General features: G+C 56.6%; 22 protein-coding genes. 14 read left to right on the top strand and 8 right to left on the bottom strand.

The window, feature by feature from the left end:
• Genes mnmG through BM174_RS08535 form a run of 4 tightly spaced genes read left to right on the top strand, consistent with a single transcriptional unit; the run spans window position 1 to window position 4,173 of the window.
• Entirely contained in the window at window positions 1–1,872 is a 1,872-nt protein-coding gene (gene mnmG, locus BM174_RS08550) for a tRNA uridine-5-carboxymethylaminomethyl(34) synthesis enzyme MnmG (RefSeq protein WP_177209449.1), read from the top strand.
• Window positions 1,869–2,477 carry a 16S rRNA (guanine(527)-N(7))-methyltransferase RsmG gene (gene rsmG, locus BM174_RS08545; RefSeq protein ID WP_093923430.1) on the top strand — a complete coding sequence of 203 codons (609 nt, stop codon included), beginning with the start codon at window positions 1,869–1,871 and terminating at the stop codon, window positions 2,475–2,477. The genes mnmG and rsmG overlap by 4 nt, the downstream gene beginning before the upstream one ends.
• Window positions 2,470–3,270, top strand: coding sequence for a ParA family protein (locus BM174_RS08540; RefSeq protein ID WP_093923429.1), 801 nt, complete (start codon window positions 2,470–2,472; stop codon window positions 3,268–3,270). Before rsmG ends, BM174_RS08540 begins: the two co-directional genes overlap by 8 nt.
• 9 nt (window positions 3,271–3,279) lie before the next feature.
• Window positions 3,280–4,173 (top strand): ParB/RepB/Spo0J family partition protein, encoded by an 894-nt coding sequence (locus tag BM174_RS08535; RefSeq protein WP_093923428.1) that lies wholly within the window; start codon window positions 3,280–3,282, stop codon window positions 4,171–4,173.
• Here the strand turns inward: BM174_RS08535 and hemW are convergent.
• Genes hemW through rph form a run of 3 tightly spaced genes read right to left on the bottom strand, consistent with a single transcriptional unit; the run spans window position 4,170 to window position 6,641 of the window.
• The gene (gene hemW, locus BM174_RS08530) at window positions 4,170–5,327 is read right to left on the bottom strand and encodes a radical SAM family heme chaperone HemW (protein ID WP_093923427.1); all 1,158 of its coding nucleotides are present in this window, start codon (window positions 5,325–5,327) and stop codon (window positions 4,170–4,172) included. The two genes, BM174_RS08535 and hemW, sit on opposite strands and share 4 nt — an antisense overlap.
• Window positions 5,320–5,931: an RdgB/HAM1 family non-canonical purine NTP pyrophosphatase gene (rdgB, locus tag BM174_RS08525; protein WP_093923426.1), complete on the bottom strand. Its 612-nt coding sequence runs from the start codon at window positions 5,929–5,931 to the stop codon at window positions 5,320–5,322. The genes hemW and rdgB overlap by 8 nt, the downstream gene beginning before the upstream one ends.
• Window positions 5,928–6,641, bottom strand: coding sequence for a ribonuclease PH (gene rph / locus BM174_RS08520; RefSeq protein ID WP_093923425.1), 714 nt, complete (start codon window positions 6,639–6,641; stop codon window positions 5,928–5,930). The genes rdgB and rph overlap by 4 nt, the downstream gene beginning before the upstream one ends.
• A gap of 111 nt (window positions 6,642–6,752) precedes the next feature.
• Between rph and hrcA the strand changes: the two genes are divergently transcribed.
• Window positions 6,753–7,817, top strand: a complete 1,065-nt coding sequence (gene hrcA / locus BM174_RS08515; protein WP_093923424.1) for a heat-inducible transcriptional repressor HrcA — start codon at window positions 6,753–6,755, stop codon at window positions 7,815–7,817.
• 9 nt (window positions 7,818–7,826) lie between these two features.
• Entirely contained in the window at window positions 7,827–8,381 is a 555-nt protein-coding gene (locus tag BM174_RS08510) for a nucleotide exchange factor GrpE (protein WP_093923572.1), read from the top strand.
• Window positions 8,382–8,444: 63 nt separating this feature from the next.
• Here the strand turns inward: BM174_RS08510 and mutS are convergent, their stop codons facing one another.
• The gene (gene mutS, locus BM174_RS08505) at window positions 8,445–11,066 is read right to left on the bottom strand and encodes a DNA mismatch repair protein MutS (protein WP_093923423.1); all 2,622 of its coding nucleotides are present in this window, start codon (window positions 11,064–11,066) and stop codon (window positions 8,445–8,447) included.
• A 119-nt stretch (window positions 11,067–11,185) separates the two neighbouring features.
• Between mutS and BM174_RS08500 the strand changes: the two genes are divergently transcribed.
• The 3 genes from BM174_RS08500 to BM174_RS08490 all read left to right on the top strand — a co-directional run bounded on the left by BM174_RS08500 (window position 11,186) and on the right by BM174_RS08490 (window position 16,164).
• Window positions 11,186–12,964, top strand: a complete 1,779-nt coding sequence (locus BM174_RS08500) for a glycosyltransferase 61 family protein (RefSeq protein ID WP_143092433.1) — start codon at window positions 11,186–11,188, stop codon at window positions 12,962–12,964.
• Window positions 12,965–13,036: 72 nt separating this feature from the next.
• Entirely contained in the window at window positions 13,037–15,295 is a 2,259-nt protein-coding gene (locus BM174_RS08495; RefSeq protein WP_093923421.1) for an NADP-dependent malic enzyme, read from the top strand.
• Window positions 15,292–16,164 (top strand): ribokinase, encoded by an 873-nt coding sequence (locus tag BM174_RS08490; protein ID WP_093923420.1) that lies wholly within the window; start codon window positions 15,292–15,294, stop codon window positions 16,162–16,164. Before BM174_RS08495 ends, BM174_RS08490 begins: the two co-directional genes overlap by 4 nt.
• On the opposite strand, the gene msrA is transcribed toward BM174_RS08490, so the two are convergent.
• Complete coding sequence (msrA, locus tag BM174_RS08485; protein ID WP_093923419.1) at window positions 16,161–16,808, bottom strand: peptide-methionine (S)-S-oxide reductase MsrA; 648 nt, start codon at window positions 16,806–16,808, stop codon at window positions 16,161–16,163. The two genes, BM174_RS08490 and msrA, sit on opposite strands and share 4 nt — an antisense overlap.
• A gap of 193 nt (window positions 16,809–17,001) precedes the next feature.
• Between msrA and BM174_RS08480 the strand changes: the two genes are divergently transcribed.
• Window positions 17,002–17,694: a sulfotransferase-like domain-containing protein gene (locus BM174_RS08480; protein ID WP_093923418.1), complete on the top strand. Its 693-nt coding sequence runs from the start codon at window positions 17,002–17,004 to the stop codon at window positions 17,692–17,694.
• Window positions 17,695–17,766: 72 nt separating this feature from the next.
• Complete coding sequence (locus BM174_RS08475) at window positions 17,767–18,180, top strand: DUF7282 domain-containing protein (RefSeq protein WP_093923417.1); 414 nt, start codon at window positions 17,767–17,769, stop codon at window positions 18,178–18,180.
• A gap of 114 nt (window positions 18,181–18,294) precedes the next feature.
• On the opposite strand, the gene BM174_RS08470 is transcribed toward BM174_RS08475, so the two are convergent.
• Window positions 18,295–19,515, bottom strand: a complete 1,221-nt coding sequence (locus BM174_RS08470; RefSeq protein WP_093923416.1) for an argininosuccinate synthase — start codon at window positions 19,513–19,515, stop codon at window positions 18,295–18,297.
• Between the two features lie 147 nt (window positions 19,516–19,662).
• Here BM174_RS08470 and ilvA point away from each other — a divergent pair, with 147 nt between their 5' ends.
• Window positions 19,663–20,874 carry a threonine ammonia-lyase IlvA gene (gene ilvA, locus BM174_RS08465; protein WP_093923571.1) on the top strand — a complete coding sequence of 404 codons (1,212 nt, stop codon included), beginning with the start codon at window positions 19,663–19,665 and terminating at the stop codon, window positions 20,872–20,874.
• Window positions 20,875–20,883: 9 nt separating this feature from the next.
• On the top strand, window positions 20,884–21,696 hold the full coding sequence (locus BM174_RS08460) for an SDR family NAD(P)-dependent oxidoreductase (protein ID WP_093923415.1): 813 nt from the start codon (window positions 20,884–20,886) through the stop codon (window positions 21,694–21,696).
• On the opposite strand, the gene BM174_RS08455 is transcribed toward BM174_RS08460, so the two are convergent.
• On the bottom strand, window positions 21,681–22,025 hold the full coding sequence (locus BM174_RS08455; protein ID WP_177209448.1) for an Hpt domain-containing protein: 345 nt from the start codon (window positions 22,023–22,025) through the stop codon (window positions 21,681–21,683). The two genes, BM174_RS08460 and BM174_RS08455, sit on opposite strands and share 16 nt — an antisense overlap.
• 128 nt (window positions 22,026–22,153) lie before the next feature.
• Here BM174_RS08455 and BM174_RS08450 point away from each other — a divergent pair, with 128 nt between their 5' ends.
• The gene (locus BM174_RS08450; RefSeq protein ID WP_342742057.1) at window positions 22,154–23,446 is read left to right on the top strand and encodes a PP2C family protein-serine/threonine phosphatase; all 1,293 of its coding nucleotides are present in this window, start codon (window positions 22,154–22,156) and stop codon (window positions 23,444–23,446) included.
• Here the strand turns inward: BM174_RS08450 and BM174_RS08445 are convergent.
• Window positions 23,443–23,880, bottom strand: coding sequence for an NUDIX domain-containing protein (locus tag BM174_RS08445; RefSeq protein ID WP_093923414.1), 438 nt, complete (start codon window positions 23,878–23,880; stop codon window positions 23,443–23,445). The two genes, BM174_RS08450 and BM174_RS08445, sit on opposite strands and share 4 nt — an antisense overlap.
• Between the last annotated feature and the right edge of the window lie 40 nt (window positions 23,881–23,920).

Below are 23,920 nucleotides of genomic sequence, written 5' to 3'. Positions count from 1 at the left end.
GTGTTTCACGTGAAACATTTTGACGTCATAGTAATCGGTGGGGGTCACGCGGGCGCTGAGGCAGCCCATGCTTCTGCACGTATGGGGGCCAAGACTGCACTTGTTACGCTGAAGATTGATGGGATTGGCGTTATGTCGTGCAATCCAGCCATCGGCGGTTTGGGAAAAGGGCATCTAGTCCGCGAAATTGATGCGATGGATGGGGTTATGGGCCGCGTCGCGGACGAGGCAGGAATTCAGTTTCGTCTGCTAAATCGTAAAAAGGGCCCCGCGGTGCAAGGTCCACGCGCTCAAGCGGATCGAAAGATATATCGTACCTCAATGCTGCGGGAAATTCAGTTTCAACCAAACATTACAATCGTCGAAGGAGAAGTCACCGATTTCAAAATGAACGGAGATACCGTTACCGGCGTCATACTCTCTGACACGACAGAGCTAAGTGCAAATTCGGTGATTCTCACTACAGGCACATTTTTGCGTGGCGTGATCCATATTGGCGAAGAATCCAGGTCTGGGGGGCGAATGGGAGACAATGCCTCCGTAAAGCTTGCCGAGCGAATTGATAGTTTCGAGCTTTCGATGGGTCGGTTGAAAACTGGAACCCCTCCACGGTTAGATGGTCGCACAATCGATTGGTCAATTCTAGAAAAGCAATTAGGTGATGAAGATCCTGTCACTTTCTCATTTCTGCCCACAGCGCCACTAGCTTCGCAGGTTTCCTGCGGCATTACGCATACAAATTCAGAAACTCACCGTATAATTCGCGAGAATCTCTCCAAGTCTGCCATGTACGGCGGGCATATTGATGGTGTTGGGCCGCGGTACTGCCCCTCAATCGAAGATAAAATTGTTCGTTTCGCAGATAAAGAAAGCCATCAAGTATTCCTGGAGCCGGAGGGGTCCGACGACCACACGGTTTACCCAAACGGTATCTCGACATCTTTGCCGGCCGACGTGCAATTGGCCTATGTTCGATCGATGAAAGGCCTAGAAAAGGCCGAAATCCTGCAACCAGGATACGCAATTGAATACGACTATGTTGACCCGCGCTCACTCGATACGACATTGCAGGTTCGCTCGGTACCTGGCTTATTCCTGGCTGGTCAAATAAATGGCACAACCGGTTACGAGGAAGCAGCGGCACAAGGGCTAGTCGCGGGGCTCAATGCAGCTTCTGGCGCTAAGAATAAGGAAGCGATATTTTTCAGCCGAACAAACAGCTATATCGGCGTCATGATTGATGACCTGACGACTCGGGGAGTAAGTGAACCATACCGTATGTTCACATCACGAGCGGAGTTCAGGCTTTCCCTTCGCGCGGACAACGCAGACCAAAGGCTGACTCCAATCGGAATAGAGATTGGTTGTGTTTCCCCGGAGCGGCAAGAGATGTTTCTCAGAAAGCTTAAGCAGCTAGAAGCAGTAAAATCTATGCTGACAAACGAAACTTATACGACCAATCAAGCGATAGCAGCAGGAATAATGCTGTCTCCGGACGGCAGTAAAAGAACCGCATTTCAACTTCTTTCACACCCCGACGTAAACTTTGAGGACCTGGTCCCGCTTGATGAGAGGCTTTGCACAGTTGAGATAGAAATCCGACTTCAGCTTGAACGGGATGCCCTGTACTCCAATTACATTTCTCGCCAAGCGAAAGACATTGCTTTGTTGCAGAAGGATGAAGCGCACAAGATCCCACCAGAATTTGACTATGCTGGCCTAAGCGGCCTCTCGAACGAGTTGCAAGCGAAGCTCATTGCGGCTCGGCCGGCTACCATAGGTCAAGCATCGAGGATTGAGGGTATTACACCAGCGGCACTGACACTTCTACTTTCACATTTACATCGTGCAAACAGAAAGCATTCCGCGTGAGTGGTGATTGCGAACTCGATGTTTCACGTGAAACAATCGACAAACTAAACGCGTTTTCCGATCTTGTTCAAAAATGGACTGCGAAGATCAATCTGATCTCCAACGCATCGGTACATGATGTCTGGAATCGCCATATTCTCGATTCTGCGCAACTTGCCACGTTCGCACCTGACCGGGGTCATTGGGTGGATCTGGGCAGCGGAGGCGGGTTCCCGGCGATTATCGTAGCGATTATCTGGCAAAGCACGGACCGTGCCGGACTTATGACAATGGTCGAAAGCGATCAGCGTAAAGCAGTGTTCCTACGGACTGCGGTTCGCGAGCTAGGACTTGAGGCGACTGTACATGCTAAACGTATTGAGGACGTGCCCCCGCTTGGCGCGGATGTTCTCTCCGCGCGTGCGCTTGCGGACTTACCAAAGCTCTTATCCTATTCGGTCCGACATCTCACGCCGGATGGAATAGCTATTTTTCCGAAAGGGGTGAATTGGCAAAAAGAGCACGACGCCGCGCAAGAACAATGGTCCTACACCTGTACAGATGTTAAAAGTCAGACAAATTCCGAAGCCGCTATACTAAAAATTAAGGATATCGTTCGTGTCTGATCTATCGCGTCCGACGGGACCCAAAATAATTGCTGTGGCGAACCAAAAAGGCGGGGTGGGCAAAACGACGACATCAATCAACCTCGCTGCTGCTCTGGTGGAGAACGGTAACCGTGTGCTGCTGGTCGATCTCGATCCACAAGGGAACGCGTCTACAGGTTTGGGAATTGAAGCAGAGGACCGCGAGTACACGACATACGAATTATTGCTCGAAGACGTTAATCTCAATCAGGTCATTCAAGAAACAAGCATAAAGGGTCTCTCGATTGTGCCAGCAACGGTCGATTTGAGCTCCGCAGATATGGAGCTCATTTCCAACGAAAAGCGCAGTTATCTCCTACACGACGCGCTTCGGCAGACGCAAATGGACGCGTATGGCTATGACTATATCCTGATAGACTGCCCACCATCGCTTAACTTGCTAACCGTGAATGCGATGATTGCAGCACACTCGGTGCTCATCCCGCTGCAAAGTGAATTTTTTGCGCTAGAAGGTTTGTCACAACTTATGATGACAATCCGTGAAGTCCGGCAAACCGGCAACAAAGATTTGCGTATCGAGGGTGTTGTTCTGACGATGTACGACCGACGGAATAATCTATCCCAGCAAGTCGAACACGATGCGCGGAGCAATCTTGGCGATGTCGTATTTAAAACTGTCATACCGCGCAACGTGCGCGTAAGCGAAGCGCCGAGCTTTGCCATGCCAGTATTGGCGTATGATAGCGGCTCGAAAGGGGCGCAGGCGTATCGAGATTTAGCCAAAGAGCTAATTGCGAATAATAGAGTTTGAGAGGCAGAAATGGTTGATAAACATGAACGTAAAAGAGGATTGGGGCGGGGACTTTCCGCGCTGATGGCTGATGTAACTGAGACAGAAGCTGCCGCAGCGCAAGGTGTTGCCGCCGCTGATCATTTCGTTCCGATTGAGCGGATCACGCCGAATCCCGACCAGCCACGCAAAAGCTTTGTAAAAGAAGACCTCGACGATCTTGCAGCGTCGATCAAGGAGAAGGGGGTGTTGCAGCCCCTAATTGTTCGAAAGCGCGCTGACGGTAGCTTTGAAATAGTCGCGGGCGAGCGCCGCTGGCGTGCAGCCCAAATGGTGCAATTGCACGAACTTCCGGTCATCGTACGTGATTTTACAGATATCGAAGTCCTTGAAGTTGCGATCATTGAGAACATTCAGCGGTCAGACCTGAACCCCGTGGAGGAAGCCGCCGGTTATCGCCAATTGATGAACCAGCATGGCTATACTCAAGAAGACATGGCAACCGCGCTTGGCAAAAGCCGCAGCCACATTGCAAACTTGCTGCGCCTTCTCAACCTGCCAGAAGTTGTTATCGAAATGTTGCGGGCTGGCGATCTTTCGGCTGGCCATGCGCGCGCTCTCATCCCTGCTGAGAATGCGACTGAACTCGCAAAAATTGTGGTACGCGATGGTTTGTCTGTGCGCGCGACCGAATCCTTGGTGAAGCGTCAGTTACCCAATGGTGAAGCTGCGAAAAAGCCAAAGCCGAAAGATACGTCCGAGAAAGACGCGGATACCAAGGCGCTTGAAGGCGATTTGAGCGCTGCACTTGGGATAAAAGTGTTCTTGAATCATAAACCTGGTCAGGAGGCAGGCCAGATGACACTGAGTTATAGCTCGCTCGACGAACTTGATACGCTCTGCCGTTTGCTCGGCGGTAATTAATCAGGAATAAGAGCTTCGATGACAGCGTTGAGGATCATAACTCCTTGATCCTCAACAATTAATTTTGAATCCTCAATGCGCACCATACCCAGATCCGTTAGATGATCAATCTTCGATTGCGTCACGGGCGCACCATTGAGCAATGCATAGCGCTCCAAATCAACACCTTCTTTCAGCCGCAGACCCATTAGCAGAAATTCGGTTGCTTGGTCTTGCTGGGTAAGTAGGGTGCGGGGCTTTTCGGTCTGTGCGGAGTTAGCGCCATCCAGCCATTTCTTCGGATTGCTAAAACACTCGGTTGAAAACTTTTTCTCGCTCAAAGTGAGCCTACCATGCGCACCAGGGCCGATCCCGATGTAATCGCCGTAACGCCAGTAGATCAGATTGTGCCGCGATTGCGCACCTTCCCGGGCATGATTGGATACCTCATAGGAGGGCATGCCCATCTCACCGGCAATGTCTTGGGTTAATGCATACATATCTGCGCCGAGATCATCATCTGGCAGGCCACCGAGTTTGCCGCGGGCATACCGATCGCCAAAAGCTGTGCCTTGTTCAATCGTCAGCTGATACATTGAAATATGGTCTATCGCGAGGGATAGGGCCTGTCGCAGCTCGCTTTCCCAATCGCTTAACGACTGGTCTTGCCGCCCATATATCAGATCAAAACTCACCCGATCAAAGGTACTGCGGGCGATGTCGAAAGCTTCCAATGCTTCTGCTGTGGTGTGGAGGCGACCAAGGCGGGCAAGGTCGCGATCATTCAGTGCCTGAATACCCATCGACACTCTGTTGATGCCCGCTTGACGGAAGGCGGCGAAACGGCCCGCTTCTACGGAGCCGGGGTTCGCCTCAAGCGTAATTTCCAAGTCGTTGACGATGGGCCAAAGCTTGCGGATCGCGCTGATCACATCGGCCACGACATCAGGGTCCATCAAACTAGGTGTGCCGCCGCCAAAGAAGACAGCGTTCAGAACGCGATCAGGCGTCTCGGCAGCGGCGCGTTCTAGCTCGATCAGGTAGGCGTCACGCCATGCGCTTTGGTCGATGCTCCGGCTGACATGGGAGTTGAAGTCGCAATAAGGGCACTTGGACTCGCAGAACGGCCAATGCAGATACAGGCCGAAGCCGCCATTGCGCCAGTCCTCAGTCAAAGCAGGCAGTGATCAGTTTGGCGAAGGCATCAGCGCGATGGCTGATCCGATTCTTTTCGGCTGACGCCATTTCGGCAAAGGTAATGTCATACCCGTCAGGTTGGAACATAGGGTCATAGCCGTGCCCTTGCGCGCCACGGATCGGCCATTGCAAGGTACCTTCGACGGTCCCTGCGGCAACCACATCCTCCCCGTCCGGCCATGCCAGCACCAATGTTGCACAAAAGCGCGCGCGCCATGGCTTGGCGGCGTCGCTGGCTGCTATCAGGTTGTGAGTCTTCCTCATCGCCATCAGGAAGTCGCGACCCTCGGGCGTTTCCGCCCAATCAGCAGTATAGACGCCCGGCGCACCGTCAAGCGCATCAACCTCAATACCGGAATCATCCGCAAGCGCCGGCAAACCCGTGGCTTTCGCGGCAGCGTGTGCTTTGATACGCGCGTTACCGACGAAGGTCGTTTCGGTCTCTTCCGGCTCCGTCAGCCCAAGTTCAGCGGCGCCGACTACCGTAATGCCACGAGGACGGAACAACTGCCCCATTTCCTCAAGCTTGCCCGCATTATGCGTGGCAATTAAAAGCCGGTCGCCGCTGAACTTAAGGCTCATGATGTGACGGATTTCTGAATTTCGACCAATTCGCGCACGCCTTTTTCGGCGAGGTCCATCAGTTGGTTCATCTGGTCACGCGAGTAGGTCGAGCCTTCGGCGCTCATCTGCACTTCGATGAGCTTCTGGGTGCCGGTCATGATAAAGTTACCGTCAACGCCTGCTTCGGAGTCCTCGGGGTAATCAAGGTCCAGCACGGGTTGGCCGGCATAGATGCCACAGCTGACCGCAGCGACTGGATCTACAAGCGGGTCGGAGATCACATCGCCCGCTTTCATCAGTTTGTTCACCGCAAGGCGCAGAGCGATCCAGCCGCCGGTGATCGAGGCGCAGCGGGTGCCGCCATCGGCCTGCAGCACGTCACAATCGACTGTGATCTGGCGCTCGCCCAATGCGACGCGGTCAACACCCGCACGCAGGGACCGACCAATAAGTCTTTGAATTTCAACAGTTCTACCGCCCTGCTTGCCAGTCGTGGCCTCACGACGCATCCGCGTATTGGTGGCGCGGGGCAACATGCCATACTCGGCGGTGACCCAGCCCAGACCAGAGCCTTTGATGAACGGCGGCACGCGATCTTCGATCGTAGCGGTGCACAGAACATGGGTATCGCCGACCTTGATCAGCGCCGAGCCTTCAGCGTGGCGGGTAAATCCGACTTCAACAGAGACGGGGCGCATTTCATCGAGTTTACGGCCGGAGGGGCGCATGACATATCCTTTTTACTATACTTTTGGCATAACGCTGCTGCCTGCGGTGATGCAACCCCGATTGACGTTTGCCGGCGGGGCACCTCTATTGGCAGTGGAACAGGGTGAGTGATGACCGAGACCTCCAATCTGCTGAATCAAATGAACGAGCGGTCCCGCGAAGTGTTTCGCCGGGTCGTTGAGGGCTATCTGGCGAGCGGCGATCCCGTTGGCTCGCGCACATTGACGCGCGATTTCAGCGAGCGCGTGAGCGCGGCGACGATTCGCAATGTGATGCAGGATCTGGAGTATCTCGGGGTGCTCGGCTCGCCGCATGCGAGCGCGGGGCGGGTGCCAACGCAGATGGGCTTGCGGATGTTTGTTGATGGCATGATCGAGCTTGGCGAACCCACCGAACAGGACCGCGAGAAGTTTGATTCCATCGTGGGGGATAACGGTGGTGACGTTGGCGGGCTGCTTGATCGAGTTGGATCGGCGCTTTCGGGTGTGACGCAGGGCGCCTCATTGGTGCTGACGCCAAAGCATGAAGCGCCAATCAAGCATATTGAATTTGTCTCACTGGCCCAAGACCGCGCCTTGGTGGTGTTGGTATTCTCGGACGGCCATGTCGAAAACCGGCTTTTCGCACCTCCCCCAGGGCAAACCCCAAGCTCGATGCGCGAGGCGGCGAACTTTCTGAACGCGCTGGTCGAGGGCAAAACCATCAGCGAATTGCAACGCACCATCGCACAGGAGATCATCAACCGGCGTCAGGAAATCGACAGTCTTGCGCAGCAATTGGTCGAGAGCGGATTGGCTCTGTGGCAGGGGGAGGGCGAAAGCCCCGAGCGGCTGATCGTGCGGGGACGCTCAAATCTGCTGAACGCGGATGGCGAAGCGGAAAACTTCGAGCGGATCAGATCGCTGTTTGATGACCTTGAACGCAAGCGGGATATTGCCGAATTCCTCGAACTGGCCGAGGGTGGTGAGGGTGTGCGCATTTTTATCGGCTCAGAGAACAAACTTTTCTCACTTTCGGGTTCCTCTTTGGTCGTTTCCCCATATATGAACGCTGATCGTAAGGTGATCGGGGCCGTCGGAGTGATCGGGCCCACGCGCCTGAATTATGGACGTATTGTGCCGATTGTGAATTACACGGCACAACTGGTTGGAAAACTCGTATCCGACCGGAGCTAGAGGTGGATGATGGCAGAGCCGAAAGAAAACGAATTTCTCGATGATATCGATGACGCGGATGCAGATGTTTTTGCGGAAGAGATCGACGAAGAAGAGCTGGAGCTTGAGCAGGTGCGCGTCGAGCGTGACCAGTATAAAGACCGCTTTATGCGGGCGCTGGCCGATGCCGAGAACGCACGCAAACGGTCCGATAAGGATCGTCGCGAGGCCGAGAACTATGGCGGCTCCAAACTGGCGCGCGACATGCTGCCGGTTTACGACAATATGAAACGCGCCCTTGAGGCAGCGACCGAAGAGCAGCGCAGCATTTCAGGCCCGCTGCTGGAAGGCATCGAGCTGACCATGCGCGAATTGCTCAGCGTGTTTAAGAAACACGGCATGGAGGTGATTGCGCCTCAGGTCGGGGACCGGTTTGATCCGCAGCATCATCAGGCGATGTTCGAAGCGCCCGTGCCGGGCACCAAGGCAGGCGACATCATTCAGGTCGCAGCCGAAGGCTTTATGTTGCACGACCGTCTGCTGCGCCCGGCGCAGGTTGGCGTATCGTCGATGCCCGCAAGCTAAAGTTTGTGCCCTAGAGGTTTGATGCCTCCGGCGGGAGTTTACTTTGCCAAATGAAACAGGCGGTCAGGTTTTGGCCGCCTGTTTTAGTTTATAGATCAGATCGAGGGCCTCGCGCGGGGTCAGCTCGTCAGGGATGATGTCTCTCAGACTTTCCTCTACCGCTGATTTAACCGCGGGCGCGGGGGGCGGGGTCGGGATGGCCGAGAACAGTGGTAAGTCATCGATCAGCGTTTTTTGCTTGGCGCCGCCTTCGCGCTCGCCTTTCTCCAGTGCATCGAGCACCACACGGGCGCGGGCGATGACGCTTTCCGGCAGGCCAGCCAGCTGTGCGACTTGGACGCCGTAGGACCTATCTGCAGCGCCCTTGCGCACTTCGTGCAGGAAAACGACCTGACCTTCCCACTCCTTGACGGCGACGGTGGCGTTATCGACCCCGTCGAGTTTAACCGCTAGCGACGTCATCTCGTGGTAGTGGGTGGCAAATAGGGCGCGGGCGCGGTTGACGTCATGCAGGTGTTCGAGTGTCGCCCAGGCGATCGAAAGCCCGTCATAGGTCGCAGTACCACGGCCAATTTCATCAAGGATAACCAGTGCGCGGTCATCAGCTTGGTTAAGAATTGCGGCAGTTTCGACCATCTCAACCATGAAGGTCGACCGCCCGCGCGCCAGATCATCGGAGGCACCGACACGGCTGAAAAGCTGACTGATTAGCCCGATATGAGCATGGGATGCGGGCACAAAGCTGCCGATTTGTGCCATCAGAGCGATCAGCGCGTTCTGACGCAGGAAGGTTGATTTACCTGCCATGTTCGGGCCGGTGAGCAGCCAGATATTGGCAGCTGTGGCATCAGCGCTAAGGTCGCAGTTGTTGGCGATGAAGGCCGATCCGCCTTGCTGCGCAAGTGCGCGTTCCACCACTGGATGTCGTCCGGCAGTGATCTCAAACGCCCGGCTGTCATCCACCACGGGGCGCACCCAATCTTCGGTCTGCGCCACTTCGGCCAGCGAAGTGGCAAGGTCGATCTCGGACAAGCCAGCGGAGGTCACTGAGATTTCGGCGGCGACTTCCAGAATAGCTTGGCGGAGTTCTTCGTAAATCCGCTTTTCAATCTGCAGCGCGTGATTGCCCGCATTAAGAATTTTCGTCTCCATTTCCGACAGCGCGACGGTGGTAAAGCGGACCTGATTGGCGGTGGTTTGGCGATGAATGAAGGTGTAAGAAAACGGAGGCGAAAGCATCTTTTCGGCATGCGTCGCTGTGGTTTCTATGAAGTACCCCAGCACGTTGTTGTGCTTGATTTTCAGTGCGGTGATGCCTGTTTGGGCCACGAACTCCTGCTGCATCCTTGCGATCACGCTGCGGCCTTCGTCGCGAAGGGTGCGAGCCTCGTCTAGCTCGGCGTCATATTGCGGGGCGACAAACCCGCCGTCGCGCAGCATCAGCGGGGGCTCCGCGACCAAGGCATTGTCGAGCAGGGTGGTCAGCATCTCGTGGACATCAAGTCCGGACTGGGCATCAGCGATCAAAATGGGCAGATCGGTGTCTGTGAACCGTTGGCTGAGGGTTGCCGCTTGCGCCAGGCCATTGCGGATGGCGGCAAGATCGCGCGGACCCCCGCGATCAAGCGAGAGCCGCGAGAGGGCGCGATCAAGATCGGGGATTTGCCGCAGCAAGCCGCGCACATCTTGCATCACCTGCGGGGCTTCGTGGAAAAAACTAATCGCGTCGAGGCGGTCTTTGATCGTTTCAGAGACGCGTGACGGGCTGGAGATACGCCGCTCCAAAAGCCGTGCACCTGCGGCCGTCGCGGTTCGGTCCATCACCGAGAGGAGCGATCCGGCGCGACCACCATTCAGCGAATGTGTCAACTCTAGGTTGCGTCTCGTGGCGGCGTCGATCTGGACGGTGCGGGCTTCGGCTTCTTTTACCGGCGGGCGCAGCAGCGGCAGTTTGCCTTTCTGAGTGATCTCCAGATATTCGATCAAGGCGCCCATGGCGGAAACCTCGGCGCGGCTAAAGGTACCAAAAGCATCAAGGGTTGCGATCTCGAACAGTTGGCAGATGCGTTTCTCGGCGCTGGTGCTGTCGAATGCGGAGCGTGCGAGCCCCGTAAGTGCGAGGCCAAATTCAGAGACTAAGTAGTGAAATTCGCCCTCTTTCGCATCGGGTACGATAAGCTCCGACGGAGACAAACGGGCCAATTCGGGTCCGAGCCGCACAAGCGGCAAGGGCATCACATGAAACGCCCCTGTCGAGATATCGACCCACGCAAGCGCACAGGCATCGCGCACTTGGGCAAAGGCGGCGAGGTAGTTGTGGCGGCGTGCTTCCAACAGCGCCTCTTCGGTCAGGGTGCCGGGGGTCACCAGACGCACAACATCGCGTTTGACGACTGACTTATTGCCTCGCTTTTTGGCCTCGGCCGGGTTTTCCATCTGCTCGCAAACGGCGACGCGAAAGCCCTTGCGGATCAGCGACAGAAGGTAGCCTTCGGACGCATGGACCGGTACGCCACACATCGGAATATCGTTGCCCTCGTGCTTGCCGCGTTTGGTCAGCGCAATATCCAGCGCTTCAGCTGCGGCGACGGCATCCTCAAAGAACATCTCATAGAAATCGCCCATCCGGTAGAACAGCAACGCGTCCGCATACTGCGCTTTCAGACCGAGATATTGCGCCATCATCGGCGTTACTTTTTCTTCACTCACCAGAATGCCCCCTTGGCCTCCCTGTCTCTACAAAACCATGACTGTCAGGGAAAGGGGCAGGCTGCGCGGCTCGGCTGTGGACGGAGGGCAATGGGGTGTTAAACTGGCAAAAACGACAACCAAAGGTGTTGCTGACCGTGCGCAACAAGATCGACTTTTCATTGCCGCCGGATGAGCTGTTCCTTAATCCTTGGCGCGACGGTGGGTTGTGGACGCTGCAAAAGCCGACATTCATCTGGCAGCCCTTGGCGCACACCACGATTGAGGGTTTTGCGGCGAGTGCGCATGCGCCCATTACCGCCATGATCAATACCCAGATTGCACTGATGAAAAAGCATCGGCAATTTAAATCCGCCGTCATCTACAACTGCGTGCCCGTCCTGGTGCAGGCGGCAGGGTTTCGCAAATCCTACATCACATCGCACGACAAGGTGCTGCTCAGCGGGGCGGCGGGCGTGCGGGCCATCAATCAGCATCGCTGGCAGAGTGATGAGGGCGAGACGAGCGTGCCGGCGGTTAAGCCGCAACTTGCCGACTATTTCACGCAGTGCCAAGCAGGCGCGCCTGACAGCCATATCCCGGTGCTTGATGCTGGATTTTTACAGGGCGTCGACTTTGCCGTCGCGTGCCGCAACACCTTCAACTACTTCCATTTTATCACTGAGTCTCTGTCGCAACTCACCGTGCTTGACGGACTGGATTTCCAAGGGGAGATCTATTTCCATTTTCCAAATAATGCGGAAAAGCAGCGCCCGTTCGCCGAGAGCTTTGTCGAGGCGCTTTTTCCGGAATTTAGCGGGCGGGTGCATTTCGAGCGTGCACCGAAAGACTATCCGTTTGTCCTGACCGCCTTTGACCTCGCGGGCGCGCATTTTCAGCAGCCGATGCAATCGGACCCGTTCGCAGCACTCGCGCTGTCGAATCGGGTTTGGGCAGGCACGCAGGCCACAGCGGCCGCGCAATCCCAGCTTGCGATGAACACGGTGAGCAGCGCGCTTTTATTGTTGCGCCAACGTGCGCTGGATGCGCTGGAGGGGGGCGATTTCAGCCATCTGCCAACACGGTTTTATGTCGGGCGGGATGATCGCCAAAGCCGTGAGCGTCATATGCAGGGCGAGGATCTGCTTTTTGATCATCTTCGTCTGTTCGGGTTCGAGTACGTGGTGTTTGAAAATCTCAGCCCGTTGGAGCAGATCGCGATCATGGCAAACGCCGAGGCGATGGTGTCGTACCATGGCGCCGGATTTACCAATATGCTGTTCGCCAGTTCCGAGGCTTACGTGATCGAGATCGGCACCTTGCAGACCGCGCAATTCCGTTGGGGAGATTTTTGGCCCTTGGCGAATGCTGCGGGCTGTAAATACATCAGCTTTTTTGCCGACTTTAACACCGACAACCCTTTGTCAGAGCCGAACTTCGCCGTGGATGGCATCGTGCCCGTGGCGTTGGGCGAAGCGGGCATCGGGCAGGTTATGGCCTTCATCGTGACAGTCTTGGGCCAGTTCCCCACCTTGGCCCAAAGCACAGACCTCAAGAAACTCGCCCGTGCAACATACACCGCTGGTGCGTTTGATCAGACCGAAAAGTTATTGGCCGGTCATGCAGAAATGGTCGCACGGGACGCTGAATTGTGCCTGCTGAAAGCGGACTGTTGCAAACAGCTTGATCTGCCTAAGGCCGAACTTGTGGCGCTGGACCAAGCTTTCAAGGCCGACCCCAAGCGTTGGCAAACTTTGGTACGCATGATCTGGTGTGCGAACCGATGCGAACGGCCGCAGGTGATCCGCTGGGCGCTCTCGAGGCTGCTGGCGGATTTTCCCGACCGTCACGACCGATTTGTGTCCGCGCACGAATGGGTGCGGTACGTCACCTGACTGCCCTGATTGTGCTGCGGATATTTCGCCGTTATGCAGGATAAAACAAGGCACCGGGGAGGAGCCAATACCGTGAATAAGAACCGTATCACCTCGGAAGAGGCGCTTGCTTTTCATCTTGAGCCGACGCCAGGCAAGTTTGAAATTACCGCCACCGTTCCAATGACCACCCAGCGCGATCTCAGCCTCGCGTATTCGCCGGGCGTGGCCGTGCCCTGCGAGGCAATCGCCGCAAACCCCGAGACAGCCTATGACTACACCAACAAGGGCAACCTTGTGGCGGTGATCTCGAACGGAACGGCGGTTTTGGGGTTGGGAAATTTGGGCGCTCTGGCCTCCAAACCGGTGATGGAAGGCAAGGCGGTTCTGTTCAAACGCTTTGCCGACGTGAACTCCATTGATATCGAGCTCGACACCGAAGACCCTGATGAGTTTTGCCGCGCCGTGCGGCTTATGGGGCCGTCCTTTGGCGGCATTAACCTAGAAGACATCAAAGCACCCGAATGTTTCATCATTGAGCAGCGGCTCAAGGAAGAGATGGATATTCCGGTCTTTCATGACGATCAGCATGGCACGGCGGTAATCTGCGCGGCCGGTCTTTTGAACGCACTGCATTTGTCGGGTAAGAAAATCGAAGATGTGCGGATTGTGCTGAACGGGGCGGGGGCGGCGGGCATCGCTTGCCTTGAATTGCTCAAGGCGATGGGTGCACGGCACGACAATTGCATCATGTGCGACACCAAGGGCGTGATCTATCAGGGCCGCGCTGAAGGCATGAACCAGTGGAAATCTGCCCATGCCGCCAACACCGACTTGCGCAGCCTCACCGATGCGATGAAGGGGGCGGATGTCTTTCTGGGCGTTTCTGCCAAAGGCGCTGTCACGCCTGATATGGTAGCGAGCATGGCCCCCAATCCGGTTATTTTTGCCATGGCAAACCCTGATCCGGAGATCACCCCCGAAGAGGCCCACGCCGTGCGCGCAGATGCCATCGTGGCGACCGGACGCAGCGATTACCCCAATCAGGTAAACAACGTGTTGGGGTTTCCCTACCTGTTCCGCGGGGCGCTTGATATTCACGCCCGCGCCATCAACGACGAAATGAAGATCGCCTGCGCCCATGCGCTCGCCAATCTTGCCCGTGAAGACGTACCGGACGAGGTGGCTGTGGCTTACGGCACATCGCTGACCTTCGGGCGGGATTACATTATCCCGACCCCGTTTGACCCGCGTCTTATCCACCGCATCCCGCCGGCAGTCGCGCGGGCGGGGATGGATACCGGTGTGGCACGCCGTCCGATCATCGACATGGACGCCTATGAGCTGAGCCTGAAATCACGGATGGACCCGACTGCGAATATCCTGCGCGGCATTAATGCCCGCGCCCGTGCCAACCAAGCGCGGATGATCTTTGCCGAAGGTGATGACCCACGGGTGTTGCGTGCCGCAGTGCTCTATCAGCGCTCCGGTCTGGGCAAAGCGCTGGTGGTCGGCAGGGCCGATGACGTTGCCACTAAACTGCGGGCGACGGGTATGGAAGACGCGGTGCGCGAGCTTGAGGTGGTAAATGCCGCCAATACCGAGCACCTCGAGACTTATAAATCCTTTCTCTACGACCGGTTGCAGCGCAAAGGTGCGGATGCAAAAGATATTCACCGCCTTGCTGCACGGGACCGCCACGTTTTTGCAGCGCTGATGTTACAGCACGGGCATGGGGACGGGTTGGTGACCGGTGCGACCCGCAAGTCGGCGCATATTCTGGACCGTCTGAACCACGTTTTCGATGCTAATCCCGAACATGGGGCGGCGGGCTTTACTGCGCTTTTGCACAAGGGCCGGATCGTCTTTATCGCCGATACGCTGGTGCACGAATGGCCGGACGAGAATGATCTGGCCAACATCGCTGTCAGCGGTGCGCAGGTTGCCCGCCATATGGGGCTGGAACCGCGCGTGGCATTTGTCAGCTTCTCGACGTTTGGCTACCCGCTGTCGGAACGTGCTGTGAAAATGAGCATGGCGCCCAAGGTGTTGGACGCGCGTGGCGTAGATTTCGAGTACGAAGGCGAAATGACCGTCGATGTCGCGTTGAACACCGATATCCAGAAGAACTATCCGTTCTCGCGGCTTACCGGTCCGGCAAATATCCTTGTGGTGCCCGCACGCCATTCGGCCAGCATTTCGGTCAAGCTGATGCAGGAGATGGCAGGGGCGACAGTCATTGGCCCGATCCTCACCGGTTTGGATAAATCGATCCAGATATGCTCCTCCACCTCCACCGCCAACGACATTCTCAACATGGCGATACTGGCGGCGTGCAAGGTCGGCGAATGATCTGGAACCTCGGGTCGATCAACGTAGATAACTTTTACTATCTGCCGCATTTGGTCGCCCCGGGGGAGACATTGGCCGCAACCGACTACAAGCAGGGCTTGGGCGGCAAGGGCGCGAATATGTCCGTCGCCTGCGCCCGCGCCGGTGCCCGTGTTTCGCATATCGGTGCCGTCGGTCCAGAAGGTAAGTGGGCAGTGGATCGCTTGTTGGAATACGGGGTCGATACGCCGCATATTACCCTGACCGAAACGCCGACAGGCCATGCCAACATCTGCATTGATCGGGCTGGCGAAAATAGCATCGTGCTGTTTTCAGGCGCGAATGGGGTGTTGACAGAACAGATGATCGGCGGGGCGCTGACGCAGGCTTCGGCCAAAGATGTGCTGCTGATGCAGAACGAAACCAACGGCCAGCCCTACGCGGCCCGCACTGCGAGAACACTGGGCCTGCAGGTGGTCTATGCCGCAGCGCCATTTTCCGCAGAGGCGGTGTTAGAAGTGATCGACCATATCGATCTGCTGGTTCTAAATGAGGTTGAAGCCGCGCAATTGCGCGACGCGACGGGCAAAGAACTGTCGGATCTGGTGATTGAAAACATCGTCGTGACGCTGGGCAGCATGGGCTGCGAGCTCATTGCCCGCAATAGCGCGGCTGCCACGCGCCTCCCTGCCTACAAGGTCAACGCGGTGGACACCACGGGGGCGGGTGACACCTTCACCGGCTATCTGGTGGCGGGGCTGGATCGCGGCATGGCAATGCTGGATGCGCTTGATCTGGCGCTGCGCGCAGCGGCTTTGATGGTGACGCGCCGCGGCACTGCCGATGTGGTTCCGGAACTCCGAGAGGTGCGGAACCACAACTTTGATTAATGGGTGAAAGCCGCGGCACCACCCCACAATTGTTTCACCCGCGCATCACGGCCACAGCCTTTGCGGTAGCGTTTGTAGGCTTCTGATTTTTTGAGCCCGATGCCGACGCTGGTGATCGCCAGCCGTTCGTCACTCTTGTAGTAATCTTGATGATAGGCCCCGACCGGAAAGAACGCGCCCGCGTTGTAGATTGGCGTGACAATCTTTTGGCCCAACGCGGCTTCGGCCTCGGCTTTTGCCGCTTCGGCAGCCGCGCGTTGCTGGGGTGAGGACACGAAAACAGCCGTGGAATAGGCATGGCCCCGATCACAAAACTGCCCACCCGCATCGGTCGGATCAATCGAGCGAAAGAATTTATCCAGCAACGTTTTTGCATTTACCGTGCTGTTGTTGAACGGAATTACGGCAGCCTCGATATGGTCGCCGTGGCTCTCGTAGGTTGGGCCAGCTGAGGTGCCGCCAGTAAATCCAGTCACCACATCGCCCACGCCTTTGACCGACTCAAAATCGGACTCCACGCACCAAAAGCATCCTCCCGCTACGGTGAGTGTTTCTGTGCCCGCCCGCGCTTTGCCGGTTTGGGCCAATAGCCCCAGCCCCATTGCCGCAGCCAGCGCCAGAACCTTGAATGTTGAAATCCGCATGATGATCTCTCCCTTTGCGCGTGAGGCTGCCGCGAAATGCGCGACAGAACAACTTGGATCAGCTGATTTCACGCAGTGGTGAAGCGCAGTGACCAACCCGTGTGACGATGAAACATATCTTCGTGCTTTTCGCGGCGCTGTCTTCGCGCCATACCTACGCAGACGGAAAAAATTCAATATCGGATGGAAAATTATGCGCATCGCCATGTGGTCAGGGCCCCGAAATTTGAGCACGGCAATGATGTATAGTTTCGCCTCCCGCCCTGATTTTGCGGCGATGGACGAGCCGTTCTACGCTGCCTATCTGGCCGCTACCGGATATGACCACCCGATGCGCGACGAGATTTTGCAGGCGCATGAGACCGACCCCGAAAAGGTTGCCAAGCTCTGCACCCAAGGTGGCACTCCGCACCTTTATATGAAGCAGATGCCGCATCACATGATGGACGGCTTCCCGATGGGCTGGGCCGAGGACTGTGTGCATATCCACCTGATCCGCCACCCTGCGCGGGTGATCGCCAGCTATGATGCCAAGCGCGAAGCCCCGACCTTGCAGGACATCGGCTATCAACAACAAAGCGATCTATTTGCGCAAATCGGCGGTTTAGTGATCGACAGTACAGACATTCGTGCCGATCCCGAAGGCATGTTGCGCAAACTCTGCGCTGCAATCGATCTCGAATTTGACCCTGCCATGCTGAGTTGGCCACGTGGTGCGCGTGCTGAAGACGGGATCTGGGCCGCGCATTGGTATGGTGCAGTGCATAACAGCACGGGCATTGCTGGCGCCGAAGGGCCGCTGCCTGACCTGCCCGCGCCGTTGCAATCGGTGTGTGATGCGGCGTTGCCCTATTACAACGAACTTTGGGAACAGCGCCTAAAATAAAATTTCTTCCCGCTGAAACTACTACCTCGCGCGTTGCGTGACTGAGGCATTGGTTCCAACAGGGAGATTACCATGAAGTTTCTGATGAGCACTGCCGCCGCACTGACGTTGACAGCCGGCATGGCATTCGCCGACGCGCATATGGCCGCCATGGTTGATGCCGCCGATCAGGACGTATCCAACGGTATCGTTAGCGCGGGCAAAGTAATGGCCGGCGCGAACGGCTGGTTGGTTGTGCACCGCACCGATGCTGAAATGAAGCCAGGCGTTGTCGTTGGCTATGCGCCCCTGCGCGCGGGCGAAAATACAGACGTCACAGCGATTCTGCAGGAAGAAGTCAAATCCGGCGAAATGCTGATGTTGATGGTTCATGCCGAAGATGGCGGAATGAAGACAGGCGTTTTTGAATACACGCTGGGCGCCAAAGAAGACGGCCCGGTCAAGCCTGACGGAAATCTCGTCATGCAGGTTGTGACAGCGAAATAAGTTTACGCCGGCTGTGTGTGTGGCCGGTCTGTTTAACGAGTATTTGTTAATGAGTAGGAGGCCCGGACGATAAGTCCGGGCCTTTTGTATGCTTGGCTGATCAAGCCGAAACGACTATTTTTTCAACCTGCGGTTGCGTGCCGCAATCAGTTTCAGGCGCAGCGCATTCAGCTGGATAAAGCCTGCCGCGTCTTTCTGGTCATAAGCGCCGGCATCGTCTTCGAACGTCACATGCGCTTCGGAATAGAGTGAATGCTCGGACCAACGCGCGACGGTACGGGCCGAACCTTTGTAGAGTTTCAGGCGAACGGTGCCGGTCACATGCTCTTGGCTCTTGTCAATCAGCGCCTGCAGCATTTCACGCTCGGGGCTGAACCAGAAACCGTTATAGATCAGCTCGGCGTACTTCGGCATCAACTCGTCTTTTAAATGCGCTTCGCCACGGTCGAGCGTGATTTGCTCAATCCCGCGGTGTGCCTCAAGCAGCAAGGTCCCGCCCGGTGTCTCATAGACGCCACGGGATTTCATGCCGACAAACCGCCCCTCAACCAGATCAAGACGACCAACGCCGTGCTTGCCACCGATCTCGTTGAGTTTGGTCAGGATCGTGGCCGGCGACAGTGCCTCGCCGTTGATCGACACAGCATCGCCGCGCTCGAACCCGATCTCGACAAACTCGGGCGTATCGGGGGCTTTTTCCGGATCAACGGTGCGCTGATAAACATACTCAGGCGCTTCGACGCCGGGATCTTCCAGCACTTTGCCTTCCGAGGAAGTGTGCAGCAGGTTGGCATCAACGCTGAAGGGCGCTTCGCCGCGCTTGTCCTTGGCAATCGGAATCTGGTTCTGTTCGGCAAATTCCAGCAACTTGGTGCGGCTGGACAGATCCCACTCACGCCACGGTGCAATCACCTTGATGTCGGGATTCAGTGCATAGGCGGCCAGTTCAAAGCGAACCTGATCGTTGCCCTTGCCGGTCGCACCATGCGCCACAGCATCAGCACCGGTTTCGGCGGCAATCTCGACCAGACGTTTGGAGATCAGCGGCCGCGCGATGGAAGTGCCGAGCAGATACAGCCCCTCATAAAGCGCGTTGGCGCGGAACATCGGAAAGACGAAATCTCGCACAAATTCTTCGCGCAGGTCTTCGATGTAAATCTCGGAGGCCCCCATCAACTCGGCTTTCTTGCGGGCGGGCTCAAGCTCCTCCCCCTGACCAAGATCGGCAGTAAAGGTCACGACCTCACAGCCATATTCGGTTTGCAGCCATTTGAGAATAATCGAGGTATCAAGCCCGCCGGAATAGGCGAGGACAACTTTCTTGGGCGCGGACATCGGCGTTTCCTTACTGGTTCGCCCCGCGAGGTATCGGGTTTTGCATCGACGAGCAAGATCACGTCACATTGACCTGCCTTGTTTGCAAGCCTATCGCAGAGAGAACCGACGTTGAGAGGCCACAAAGTGACAGAGAATTTCCAGGCGATGGCGACATTGGCGACCGCGAAGATGCGACAGGTGTTTCCGCCAACGCCGCTGTTGCGCAATGAACTGCTGTCGGAACGCTTTGGCGCCGACATCTGGCTCAAGCGCGAAGATCTTAGTCCGGTGCGGTCCTATAAGTTGCGCGGCGCGTTTAACGCGATGCGCAAGGTGATCCCGGAACAGCAGCTTTTTGTCTGTGCTTCGGCGGGCAATCACGCGCAGGGTGTGGCCTTTATGTGCCGTCATTTCGGGGTGCGCGGCGTTATTTTCATGCCCGTGACCACGCCGGAACAGAAAATTCTCAAGACGCGGATGTTCGGCGGTGATGCGGTCGAGGTCCGGTTGGTCGGCGACTACTTCGATAAAACCTTGGTGGCAGCGCAGACCTTTTGCGAGGCTGAGAAGGCCCATTTTCTGTCGCCCTTTGACGATGAAGACGTGATTGAAGGCCAGGCGTCAGTTGCGGTCGAGATCGAGCAGGAGTTGGGGCGGGTCCCTGACCACATCATCCTGCCAGTCGGCGGCGGCGGCCTTTCTGCCGGCACCTACAGCTTTTTCGGGGATCAGTGCCGCTATACTTTTGTCGAACCCAAGGGCGCCAAAAGCCTTGCTGCCGCACTGGATGAAGGCGCGCCGATTGACGTCTCGCCGATCAATTCGTTTGTTGACGGGGCCGCTGTGGCCAAGCTGGGCGCACGAACCTATGCGCGGCTCAAAGCTATTTCACGCGATGATGTGATCAATCTGCCCGAAGACCGAATTTGCGTCACCATTGTGGAGATGCTGAACGTTGAGGGTATCGTGCTGGAGCCCGCAGGGGCGATGGCGATTGAAGCGTTGAGTGAGGTGGCCGATCAGATCCGCGGCAAGACAGTGGTTTGCGTGACCTCGGGCGGCAATTTCGATTTCGAACGGCTGCCGGAAGTCAAGGAACGGGCGCAGCGCTACGCCGGATTGAAAAAATATTTCATCCTGCGCTTGCCGCAACGCCCCGGTGCCCTGCGCGATTTCCTCGAAACTCTCGGCCCGCAGGATAATATCACGCGGTTCGAATACATGAAAAAATCCGCCCGCAACTTCGGTTCGGTGCTGATCGGGATCGAAACCGACAAGCCCGAGAATTTTCCGGCAATGTTCCAGCGCATCACCGACGGCGGCTTTACCTATACGGACATCACCAATGATGAAACACTGGCGCAGTTCGTGATCTAGGGGGGCGTTATGAAGTTTTCAGGGAGTGCGGTAATTATTACCGGTGCGGGCAGTGGCATCGGCGCCGCGCTTGCACGCTCTGCGGCGGGGATGGGGGCCAAGGTCTGCGTATCCGATCTGGATTTCGACAAAGCGACTGCGGTGGCCACCGAGATCAGCGGCATTGCCGTTGCCTGCGACGTGCGCGACGAATCTGCCGTCCAGAACCTGATCCAGCAAGCCGAACAGGCGCAGGGCCCGACAGATATTTTTGTCTCCAACGCCGGTTTGGGGCAGGGCGATCCGACGCACGCGGCCTCGGCGCCAGACGCGGTCTGGATGCTGAACTGGCAGGTCCATGTAATGGCGCATGTCTATGCTGCGCGGGCTTTGTTGCCCACAATGACAGCCCGCAGATCGGGCCATTTGGTCAATGTCGCCTCGGCCGCGGGACTGCTGAACCAGATCGGCGATGCGGCCTATTCGGCGACCAAACATGCCGCGGTCAGTTTTGCCGAATCACTGGCGATCAGCCATGGCGAGGACGGTATAAATGTCTCGGTGGTCTGCCCTCAATATGTCGCCACGCCCTTGATCGGGCTTTCAGATGCCGATGCGGCCACGCGCGCGTCGTTGCTCACTGCGCATGACGTGGCACAGGCGATTGTCGAAGGGGTCGAGTCGGACCGGTTCCTGATCCTGTCCCATCCAGTGGTGAAGGATTATTGCCTGCACCGCGCCCAAGATCATGACCGTTGGATCACCGGCATGCAGATGCTGCGTGCCAAGGCACAGGATGCATTTGGCGAAGTAAGCGCCGAGAGTCTCTATAAGCTGGTGTGAACCAGCTTCGACTTTGCCAACCCGTCCAGAAACAACCGTTTCGAGTTGGCATAGCACCCAAAAATATCATCCAGTTCTACTTCATTGGCAGCCCCTTCTGCCGAAAGCTTTTCCCCCGCGTGGCAGAGTACCGAGGCGTCGGCGAAACCGAGGCTGAGCATATTGCTTCTGAGAAAGTGCAAATCTGACTGCAAGGTTGCGGGGTCGGGAGCGTCGCGCAAACACGTGAGCCTGCCTTCCACCTCTTCGAAAAACAGCGTGACAACGGCATTAAATTCTGCGTCGCCGATATCCCTGCGCAACAAGCTGACGTGATCCCAACTGATCACGATATGCTCCTTTGGTATCCGCAAACTGCCACGCCAAGGTTAATGAAGCGCTTACGCACGCGCCTCCATTAGGTGCAAATCGAGCTTTTATCTTGCCTTAACCAAGGGGCCTTATCCAACAGGCAGAGATGTTAGTTGGCAAAGATCATATGGCCTATCAAAACCGCGTCGTTGCCGCTGACACGCCACCGGGGCGTGCCGCGATCCGCTTGGTGCTTTTGGTGGACGACAGCAAGCTTCAGCGCTGCATTCTGGCCGCTTTGCTGACCCGTTGGGGCTATGAGGTGATGGAGGCGGGATCGGCGGAGGCTGCTTTGGCAAAATGCCGGGCGCGGATGCCTGATCTGGTGCTCAGCGACTGGATGATGCCGGGGATGAGCGGACCGGAATTTTGCCGCGCGTTTCGCGAACTCTCGCAAGATCGCTATGCCTATTTCATTTTGCTAACGGCAAAAAGCAACAAGACCGAGGTGGCGCTGGGCCTTGATTCGGGGGCAGATGATTTTCTGACGAAGCCGCTGAACAACGATGAGTTGCGCGCGCGCATCGCAGCGGGCGAGCGTATTTTGGTAATGCAGCGCGAACTGACCCAGAAAAACAGCATGATCTCCGAAACTTTGACAGAGTTGCAGCGGGTCTACGAATCGTTCGACAAAGATTTAGTCGAAGCCAAGAAGCTCCAGCAATCGCTGTTGCGCGAACGCCATCGTAAATTTGCGCAGGCGGATGTGACCTTAATGCTACGCTCCAGCGGCCATGTTGGCGGTGATCTGGTCGGCTCGTTTCCGATAGGGAATGACCAATTGGGCATGTTCGCGCTGGATGTCTCGGGCCACGGTATCAGCTCCGCTTTGATGACAGCGCGGCTGGCGGGGCATCTTTCCAGCACTGCACCCGATCAAAATCTTGCGCTTGAACGTCAGGCAGACGGCACCTATGCCGCCCGCGCACCCAAAGACGTAATCAGACTGCTGAACAATCTCGTGCTAAATGAAATGCAGACCGAGCATTATTTTACGCTGGTTTTTGCAATCGCCGATCTGACCAGCGGCAAGGTGGTGATTGCGCAGGCGGGCCATCCACATCCCGTGGTGCAAAGGGCAGACGGGACGACCTTTCAGGTCGGATCGGGGGGCTTTCCGGTTGGGCTGATGCCTGGCGTTAACTTTGATCAGTTCGAGGTGGAGCTCTCCCCCGGAGAGCGTTTGCTCATCCTATCCGACGGCGTGACCGAATGCCCCAATATGGTTGGCGAAATGCTGGAAGAGGCGGGCCTCGAAAAGCTGATGGCAGATATCCGCGACATCTCTGGCCCCGCCTATTTTGAAGCGTTGATATGGGAGCTAAGCGAATTTTCGGGGATGGATGAGTTCCCCGATGATGTTTCAGGGATATTGTTCGAATATTCCGGTGCGGCCTAGCGGGCCCATTGCTCCAGAAAATGCCGGTCGCCATCGTTACCCAAAGCGGGAATAGCCTGGGCAGCCGATAGTACCAGCGTCACATGATCCGGCTCGGTCGGTTCGGCAATCTGGCGCACGGGGTGCGCTACATATACATGGCACAGCTTTTCCGCCCAAAGATCATACTCCGGCATAAAAACAAAACGCCGGAACGCGCCCAGCCTGCGGGGCTTTGCGATCCGCCAGCCGACTTCCTCCAAAACCTCGCGGTGCAGCGCCTGCAAGGGTGATTCCCCTGCATCAATACCACCGCCGGGAAGTTGCACATCCAGTTGCGGATGGGTCTGAGCGGTCAAAAGAAACCTTCGTTTCAGCGGCAGGATCGCATAAACCCCCGCACGTAGCCGATACTGCTCGTGGCTCAGGGGCGCGTCGCCCACACGTCTGATCATCTCGCCGCCCCTTTATCCCTGAGTTGCTGTGCCTATATAA

The organism is Sulfitobacter brevis (assembly GCF_900112755.1).
Lineage (GTDB): Bacteria > Pseudomonadota > Alphaproteobacteria > Rhodobacterales > Rhodobacteraceae > Sulfitobacter > Sulfitobacter brevis.
This window is presented reverse-complemented; position numbering and strand designations above follow the sequence as displayed.

Bases quoted from the DNA above. Each gene is read 5' to 3' on its own strand.
- BM174_RS08535 (WP_093923428.1), top strand. From the start codon at position 3,280: ATGGTTGATAAACATGAACGTAAAAGAGGATTGGGGCGGGGACTTTCC.
- rdgB (WP_093923426.1), bottom strand. From the start codon at position 5,931: ATGAGCCTTAAGTTCAGCGGCGACCGGCTTTTAATTGCCACGCATAAT.
- rph (WP_093923425.1), bottom strand. From the start codon at position 6,641: ATGCGCCCCTCCGGCCGTAAACTCGATGAAATGCGCCCCGTCTCTGTT.
- hrcA (WP_093923424.1), top strand. From the start codon at position 6,753: ATGACCGAGACCTCCAATCTGCTGAATCAAATGAACGAGCGGTCCCGC.
- BM174_RS08510 (WP_093923572.1), top strand. From the start codon at position 7,827: ATGGCAGAGCCGAAAGAAAACGAATTTCTCGATGATATCGATGACGCG.
- mutS (WP_093923423.1), bottom strand. From the start codon at position 11,066: ATGATGGCGCAATATCTCGGTCTGAAAGCGCAGTATGCGGACGCGTTG.
- BM174_RS08490 (WP_093923420.1), top strand. From the start codon at position 15,292: ATGATCTGGAACCTCGGGTCGATCAACGTAGATAACTTTTACTATCTG.
- msrA (WP_093923419.1), bottom strand. From the start codon at position 16,808: ATGCGGATTTCAACATTCAAGGTTCTGGCGCTGGCTGCGGCAATGGGG.
- BM174_RS08480 (WP_093923418.1), top strand. From the start codon at position 17,002: ATGCGCATCGCCATGTGGTCAGGGCCCCGAAATTTGAGCACGGCAATG.
- BM174_RS08475 (WP_093923417.1), top strand. From the start codon at position 17,767: ATGAAGTTTCTGATGAGCACTGCCGCCGCACTGACGTTGACAGCCGGC.
- BM174_RS08470 (WP_093923416.1), bottom strand. From the start codon at position 19,515: ATGTCCGCGCCCAAGAAAGTTGTCCTCGCCTATTCCGGCGGGCTTGAT.
- ilvA (WP_093923571.1), top strand. From the start codon at position 19,663: ATGGCGACATTGGCGACCGCGAAGATGCGACAGGTGTTTCCGCCAACG.
- BM174_RS08460 (WP_093923415.1), top strand. From the start codon at position 20,884: ATGAAGTTTTCAGGGAGTGCGGTAATTATTACCGGTGCGGGCAGTGGC.
- BM174_RS08450 (WP_342742057.1), top strand. From the start codon at position 22,154: ATGTTAGTTGGCAAAGATCATATGGCCTATCAAAACCGCGTCGTTGCC.
- BM174_RS08445 (WP_093923414.1), bottom strand. From the start codon at position 23,880: ATGATCAGACGTGTGGGCGACGCGCCCCTGAGCCACGAGCAGTATCGG.